This is a genomic window from uncultured Jannaschia sp. (assembly GCF_947494025.1).
Taxonomy (GTDB): domain Bacteria; phylum Pseudomonadota; class Alphaproteobacteria; order Rhodobacterales; family Rhodobacteraceae; genus Jannaschia.
In genome coordinates this window covers 1-6712 of sequence record NZ_CANLTQ010000057.1, presented here as the reverse complement: position 1 = coordinate 6712, position 6712 = coordinate 1, and the positions used below count along the sequence as shown (strand labels likewise).

11 protein-coding genes and 1 pseudogene are annotated in these 6712 nt (G+C 61.2%); 9 read left to right on the top strand and 3 right to left on the bottom strand.

Annotation, left to right across the window (positions count from 1 at the left end):
- Nucleotides 1–253 precede the first annotated feature (253 nt).
- The 3 genes from Q1B08_RS20515 to Q1B08_RS20505 are packed head-to-tail and all read left to right on the top strand — an operon-like array spanning nt 254 to nt 1038.
- Nucleotides 254–538, top strand: coding sequence for a BrnT family toxin (locus Q1B08_RS20515; RefSeq protein WP_299656851.1), 285 nt, complete (start codon nt 254–256; stop codon nt 536–538).
- Nucleotides 522–785 carry a BrnA antitoxin family protein gene (locus tag Q1B08_RS20510; protein WP_299656848.1) on the top strand — a complete coding sequence of 88 codons (264 nt, stop codon included), beginning with the start codon at nt 522–524 and terminating at the stop codon, nt 783–785. Before Q1B08_RS20515 ends, Q1B08_RS20510 begins: the two co-directional genes overlap by 17 nt.
- Before the next feature lie 16 nt (nt 786–801).
- A complete protein-coding gene (locus tag Q1B08_RS20505) occupies nt 802–1038 on the top strand; it encodes a hypothetical protein (protein ID WP_299656846.1) in 237 nt (78 codons plus the stop codon).
- 9 nt (nt 1039–1047) lie between these two features.
- Here the strand turns inward: Q1B08_RS20505 and Q1B08_RS20500 are convergent, their stop codons facing one another.
- Nucleotides 1048–1386: a hypothetical protein gene (locus Q1B08_RS20500; protein WP_299656843.1), complete on the bottom strand. Its 339-nt coding sequence runs from the start codon at nt 1384–1386 to the stop codon at nt 1048–1050.
- 193 nt (nt 1387–1579) lie between these two features.
- Complete coding sequence (locus tag Q1B08_RS20495; protein ID WP_299822985.1) at nt 1580–2044, bottom strand: hypothetical protein; 465 nt, start codon at nt 2042–2044, stop codon at nt 1580–1582.
- A 370-nt stretch (nt 2045–2414) separates the two neighbouring features.
- Between Q1B08_RS20495 and Q1B08_RS20490 the strand changes: the two genes are divergently transcribed.
- The 6 genes and pseudogenes from Q1B08_RS20490 to Q1B08_RS20465 all read left to right on the top strand — a co-directional run bounded on the left by Q1B08_RS20490 (nt 2415) and on the right by Q1B08_RS20465 (nt 5388).
- Nucleotides 2415–2753: a MobC family plasmid mobilization relaxosome protein gene (locus tag Q1B08_RS20490; protein WP_299656840.1), complete on the top strand. Its 339-nt coding sequence runs from the start codon at nt 2415–2417 to the stop codon at nt 2751–2753.
- A complete protein-coding gene (locus Q1B08_RS20485; RefSeq protein ID WP_299656837.1) occupies nt 2725–3126 on the top strand; it encodes a hypothetical protein in 402 nt (133 codons plus the stop codon). The genes Q1B08_RS20490 and Q1B08_RS20485 overlap by 29 nt, the downstream gene beginning before the upstream one ends.
- An 8-nt stretch (nt 3127–3134) precedes the next feature.
- A pseudogene (locus Q1B08_RS22205) lies at nt 3135–3779 on the top strand (relaxase/mobilization nuclease domain-containing protein); the annotation flags it as partial.
- Between the two features lie 202 nt (nt 3780–3981).
- Nucleotides 3982–4314, top strand: coding sequence for a hypothetical protein (locus Q1B08_RS20475; protein ID WP_299822980.1), 333 nt, complete (start codon nt 3982–3984; stop codon nt 4312–4314).
- A 6-nt stretch (nt 4315–4320) separates the two neighbouring features.
- Nucleotides 4321–4596 carry a hypothetical protein gene (locus tag Q1B08_RS20470; RefSeq protein ID WP_299656828.1) on the top strand — a complete coding sequence of 92 codons (276 nt, stop codon included), beginning with the start codon at nt 4321–4323 and terminating at the stop codon, nt 4594–4596.
- 264 nt (nt 4597–4860) lie between these two features.
- Complete coding sequence (locus tag Q1B08_RS20465) at nt 4861–5388, top strand: hypothetical protein (protein WP_299822977.1); 528 nt, start codon at nt 4861–4863, stop codon at nt 5386–5388.
- Between the two features lie 88 nt (nt 5389–5476).
- Here the strand turns inward: Q1B08_RS20465 and Q1B08_RS20460 are convergent, their stop codons facing one another.
- Entirely contained in the window at nt 5477–6421 is a 945-nt protein-coding gene (locus tag Q1B08_RS20460) for a replication initiation protein (protein ID WP_299656822.1), read from the bottom strand.
- Nucleotides 6422–6712: the final 291 nt, after the last annotated feature.

The following is a 6712-nucleotide window of genomic DNA, read 5'->3' as shown; positions in this document are numbered from 1 at the left end:
ACACGCGACACTCGACACCCGACACTCATGTAGAAACGGACGGCACAGCCGGCCGTCCTTCCATCTTCGCCAAGATCGCAGCCGTTGCAGGGCATCGTCGTACTTCTCACAAGCGGAACGCTAACCGGATGGGGTGGGTCAGGCAGGGAGGGGAAGGTGAAGCAATTCACTTGCGTCTGGTCACTGAACTAGCCGTTGTTGTAGGCAGACCCCTTGCACTACATTTGTGTAGACAAAAGTAGGTACGTCACGAATGAAGATTGCGGGGTTCGATTGGGACAAGGGCAACTGGCCGAAATGCGGCAAGCACGGCGTATCCCAGGAAGAGATCGAGGAGGTCCTGATGGGGTCTCCGACCGTAATGGAGGATTCCTACCCTGAGGAGCCGCGCATGCGCGGCATCGGACAGACCGTCGCCGGACGCCATGTGTTCGTGGTGTTCATGCTCCGCGACGTGAACGGCCAGACCAGGCTCCGCCCCATCAGCGCCCGGTACATGCACCAGAAGGAGATCGCGCATTATGAAGCCCGAGACTAAGCCGATGCCCTCGCTGCGGAGCGACGCCGAAGCGGAAGCCTTCGTGGAGACGGCGGACTTGACCCAGTACGACCTGTCGGGCTTCAAGCCGATGCAGTTCGAAATCGAGCCGAAGGCCGCCTCGCTCAACATGCGCCTTCCGTCCTCGCTGCTCGACGCCGTGAAGGCCAAGGCCAAGGCCAGCGGTATCCCCTATACCCGCTACGTCCGGATGCTCCTGGAAGCGGACGTGGCCAACCACCGGTGAGGCTGAAAGTAGGATCATGACCGACTACTGCTGTAGTCAAATGGCTGCCGATCTAGATCGCACCTGCGACCAGCATGCCGATCGCTCGGACTGCCCGGATGCTCTCATCAAACAAGTTCGTGGCGGCTACGGCCTCATCATCCATGATGGCGGCAGCAGCGTGATCGAGATCGGCTTCTGCCCTTGGTGCGGAGGCAAGCTACCCCCTATCGGCGACCTCGATCTGTCTGATGAGGATGAACTGACCGACTAGCCCCACTATCTAACCGACATTGGATGTTGATTGACAGGTTTGAGCACGTTCGAACGGCAAGTTCTCAAGTTTATCCTTGAGACGGAGGAGTTCGCATACCTCGACATTCTCGATGAACTGCATGTCAAACGGCGTAGCCGTACGGGCATGGGCGTTTTCGTCGGTTTTGCGGAGCATCAGCCCATTGTAACGCGACAGCGACCGCGTCGGTACGGCAACGCGGTTGCCGGTATCATCAAAGAATCCGACGATGTGGTGCGGTTCGACCTGATCTCCGAGAATGGGCAGTTGTTGTACCTCGAGATCTTTAGCAACGATGGACAAGAATTGCCCGAAAGCCTCGATCACGTCCGGTTGGAGCGAATAAAGACCGCAAACTAGAATTATTCACTTAAGCGCCTCTGACAATTCGAAAAGACTCGAACTGGAGTGCGCCGGGGTACGTACTGCCGCTACGCTAGCTGCGACCTACTCGTAGTCCAGTCGTCGTAGCCGGAGGGGGCTGAAGCTGCCTGAGGCAGCGAACTCCTGTGAGGGGGGTCTAGTGCCTTGCGCGCCGGAGCCACCCCAACACCCCGCGCTGCCGCTCCTGAGGCTTCTCCGGGGCTCCTGGAGGCTCCTGAGATGGCATCCTGTCGAAACGGGGTGCTGCCAAGAGCTGCTGGTTCAGTGCGCGACGCTCGGCTTCGGAGGCGTCCAGGCGATTGCGAAGATCTGCGATGGTGCCGGTGGCATCGTTCAAGCGCTCCTGCATCAACGCTATCCGAGCCTTCCAACCGGGCGCGTTATCAGGGGTTTCCGGGGGGTTGCTAAGGCGTTCAGAGCGGTCCTCTGGCCGTTCACGGGGACGGGCTGCGGAAACCCACCGCATTAGCTCCGAGTGATCGATTTGCCACGAACCGTCATCGGTCTTGGTACCAGAAAGAGCACCGGAATGCAGGGCTTTTGATAACGTCCCCTTGGACTTCTTAACATCCCGAGCAGCTTGGCTGAGGGTGAGTTTCATAGGGGGTTTCCTCATTTTGGAAACCGTTCAGAGTGGACTTCCAACCCGTTTCCTCAACGATGCCGGAAACCCCTAGGAAGATCAATCCACCGGTTTCAAGGTCATTCAGCCTGATATGAGGCAATATCAAAGAGACAACGGGTCTTGTTGAAACGCTTTAAGCCAGCATACTCCTGTGGCCACGCTACGCGCGGTCACAGGAGTGCTGTCGAGGGGTGGCTTTGCCTCCCCTTCGAACCCCTCCGGGCCGCCGGAGGCGACCCCAAGAGAACCGCCCGGATGGGCGGTCGGTCCCCCTGAACCGCCCAGCCTTCTGGGGGCGGCAGTCCAGGGGGACCGGGCCAAGACGAGAGGGACGGGACAGGATCGGATGTGGATCAAGATCCGAGTGACGGAGGAACAGCGTAGCCGCTGGCATGCAACAGCCGAGGCGCGGGGTGTCTCGCTATCCGAACTAGTACGCCACGGCCTCGACGGCGTGCGAGCCATTCGGCGGCGTCACCAGCCACGCAGCGTCGATCCCGATCTCCTACGCGAGCTGGCGCGGATCGGAAATAACCTCAACCAGCTCGCTCGCTGGGCCAACCGTGAGAAGCGGGCGGCCGACACGGTTGCGGTGGTCGCGCGGCTGATCGAGCTGGATCGGGAGCTGACGGCGCTGCGGCGGGCGCATGAGACGCATGCCGACAAACCTCAAAGTGTCGTTTGAAATGTCCAGACAGTCAGAAGCCTCCGCCAACGAAGCGGTTTTCGAGAGCGTCATGGGGCATGCGCGAACGCCCGCTCGACTGTCGCGCGAGGAATATCGCGTTTGGCTAGATCGCATCCGAGGCGACCATGACCTGATCCGGGATCTCTTCGCCATCCGGAGCGGCACAAAGCTGATGGAGGATCTGGACGAGGGCGATGCCGGCATCTTCGCGGGCCGCATCTTTCCAGAGACAGAACTCACAAGGATTACCGAGAAGCTGGACCACATCGAACCCAGGTCGCGGGCGGTGATCGTCGCGGCCCTCCTTTCGAGAGTTCTGACCGACCTTCATTCCATACCTAGCGAGCACGGATCGGACGCGCCGTGCTGATCAAGTTCATGGGCGGCCGCGGCGGGGGCGGCGCGATTGCCGCCTACTTGGTCGACCGGCGCCGCCCGGGCCGCGAGGAGGCTGCGCCGGAGGTCGTGCGCGGCGACATCGAGCGCACCCGAGAACTGATCGACAGCATCGACCGCAAGTGGACCTACACTACCGGGGTCATCAGCTTCGCCCGCGAGGACGCGCCAAGCGCGGACCACCAGCGGGCGGTGATAGACGACTTCGAGCGCGTGGCCTTCGCCGGGATGGACCCGGAGCAATACGACATCACCTGGGTGCGCCACAGCCACACGGATGGCGGCCGCGTCGAGCTGCACTTCCTGACGCCGCGCATGGAGCTGACGACCGGCAAGGCGCTGAACATCGCACCGCCCGGCTGGGAGCGCACCTACGCGCCGCTCAGGGACGCCTGGAACCACGAGCAGGGTTGGGCGCGGCCGGACGACCCCGAGCGCGCCCGCACGCTCCAGAGGGGCCTCCAGCGCGAGGAGCGGGCGCAGACCCGGGAGGCGGTCACGGCCTTCCTCGAACAGCGCATCGCCGCGGGGGAGATCGAGGACCGCGACGGGATCGTGCGCACCCTCGAGGGGGTGGGCTTCACCGTGCCGCGCCAAGGCAAGGATTACATCACAGCCGCCGATCCGGAGACGGAGGCGCGGTTCAGACTGAAGGGGCGTATTTTTGAGCGTGACTGGACCCGCGCGAGCGAGCTTGACCGCGCAGTTGCAAGAGAGGCTGGCCGGGGAGCGGAGAGAGATCGAGGCGTTGACCACGGCCGAGCTGAAGCAGCTCGCCACGAGCTTGAACAAATCGTCGAAGGCCGTGCTCGACGACACGGAGAGGAATATGAACCTCAGGCTGCACGACATGCGACGCCGGATGGACGCCATCGAGACCCGGCAGAAGCTCTGGCCGCTCTGGACCGCCTTGAGCTCGGCCGTGATCGCCCTGGCAGTCTTCGCCTTGCTGTGGATGGCCACGACCTGGGCGCGGTCCGATCTGAGGACCGCGCTGCGAGAGAGGTACGAAGCGCGTCGAGCGCTGGACGACCTGCTGGACCAGACGAGTGGCGTGACCTTGCAGATCGGCTCGACCGGGCGGGAGTACGTCGTCGGTCCCGAAGGCTCCCGGGCGCAGGTCTGCAACGGCCTGCCCTGCATCGAACTGCCGGAGGAGTAGAGCGCGATGGAGAACCTGACGACCTTCGAGCGCGCGCTCTTGCGCGAGTTCGAGAGCTTGGCGACCGCGTGCGAGAGATCGGGGACACTCTCGGCCGATACGGCCGAACGGCTGTCGAAGGCGTCCGATCATTTCTCGGGGCAGATCGGAATGCTCAGAAAGAGGCAGACCGCGCTGGAAGAAACCTTGGGGAACTTGACCGAAGTATTGGATGGGCAAGTGCGACTAACGAGACGCTTGATCGAGCAGGTGAACGCGTTGCTGAAAGAACGCGGGAGTTAGCGCGGGAACGCGAGCGTGATAGGGAAAGAGAGAGAAATAGGGATCGTGGGTATGGCTGGGGGCTGTGAAAGAGCCAAATGCGCCCTGGTCGAGGCGACTAGGATCACCGCCGCTCTTGCCGCTATCTCGGCGATGGCCACTGGCTACGCACTCTCGCAAGAGGTAAGCGATTGCGAGAGTTACCGGGGCAAAAATCCAATCACGAGCGAAATCCTAGTTTACGACGCGCCCCCCATCGCCGGGGCCGTGCCCGAGACCCGGACCATGACCTATCGGCCCGAGTACGAGTTAACGTTCATTCCCGGTGCCTCGGGTGAAGTGGGCAAGACGGAACTCTTCGCGGTTGACATCGCGACGGGGTCGCCGGCCGAAGAGCCCCAGAATTTCCGCAATCGTAAAAGCTACTTCACACTGCTTGTTGATGGGCTCGCGTACTCTAAGCCTGCCTATTCGCTGGCCGCCCTCGCTGCAGCGCCAGTCAAACAGCCGCTGACCGTTTCGCTATTTGAAACGACGGACCGAATGCTGGCTGGTTTTGAGGAGGTCCGGGTTAAGGATCAAGCCGACCATGTTACCGAAGAACGGCAAATCGCCGTTGAGTTCGCGCCAGATGGTGAAGTCTCGGCGGTTTTGGCCTGCGACAAGATCGGGGCTTTCCCGAGCCCAACCTGCTCACTCCACGAACAACTAGGGTTGTTCAGTTCGAAGATAACCTTCCTTCGATCAGAGCTTTTCCGCATCAAGGCGATCCGTGATAAAGCATGGCGCTTTGCCTTCTGCCTGCTTGAGTAATGAGTAATGAGTAATGAGTAATGGGCGATATTACGCAGCAATAGCTGAACAAGCTTTCGACATCAGGCGCTCCGTCTGTAACGCTGGTCTAGCCCTGACCGGCCTGAGCTGCCTCTGCGTTAACAGCAGCGTAGGATGCGCGCGCTAGGTCAGCGTCGCGGCGGGGGACGATCATGCCCCCAGCTTCGAAGGTCCGTCCGACGCGTTCGGCCCAATCGTCCCGTTCCGCTTGGTGAAGCTGGCCCCACCACGTCAGTGCGGGTTCAGCTTGGTCTTCGTCCTCGATTAGAGGCGGAGCATCATCGTCGTCCTGTTTACGCTTGCGCGCGAAGCTATGGCGATCATTCTCCAAGGCTGTGTCCCCGGCTTCACGGGGATCCTTCCATTGCCAATCGAAGCGTACGGCCGAGACGGATCGACCCGTCTTAATAAACGACATACCGACGACTACGGTGCCGTAGTCGTTGATCGCCTCAACGGCGGGGTCGAGAACCTTCTGCCGGAACGTGTTGAACCGCTCATAGGATTTTCGGTCGTCCACCCCCATGAGCGCGCGCAACTCTTCCAGTTCGAAGGTCCAGAAAGGCCGTCCAAGGCGCTTTTTGTCTGCCAAGATCGCATAGAGCTGCCGCCCGTGTCCCGTCAGGCGATGCGCTGCGGTAGCTTCGATCTTCGAGAAAGTTGCAGGAGCTCGCAGGGCATGGACGCCCGCAGGCGGGATTAGCAAGCGCACCACGCTGCCGCCTTGCTCAATGCGCCATTCGGCCAGCACTACCGCCCCCCAGGGATCGCCTCGGTAAGCCCCTGAAATCTGTACGCCGGTTAGTCGGCGAAGGCACTCACGCAGCCATACGTTATCGGTACGTCCACCCTCGCCACGGAGTTGCATGGCTGGAACCGTGATCCATACCGCGTTGTCAGAATTCTCTGGGATACGGGCGGCATCAATAGCAGACGCGATCTCCCAGACTGTCGCCGTCATGGCAGGGGTCAATGGGCGGTCAGCCCGAAGGGCGATGGCGTTCGATGCCAAGGTAAGCGTCCTCATATAACAACAACAAACAGAACCTTGAGTTGTCGTCAATCAGTTGTCTGACCCCTCCGAGAGGTTGTCGCAAACCCTCTCGCAGGTTGTCGCAAACCCTCTCGCAGGTTGTCGCAAACCCTCTCGCAGGTTGTCGTAAGCCCTCCGGGAGGTTGTCGTGAAGGCCTCTAGTGTCAGTGTCGGGTGTCGATGGAGCGAAGCGACACGCGACACTCGACACCCGACACTCATGTAGAAACGGACGGCACAGCCGGCCGTCCTTCCATCTTCGCCAAGATC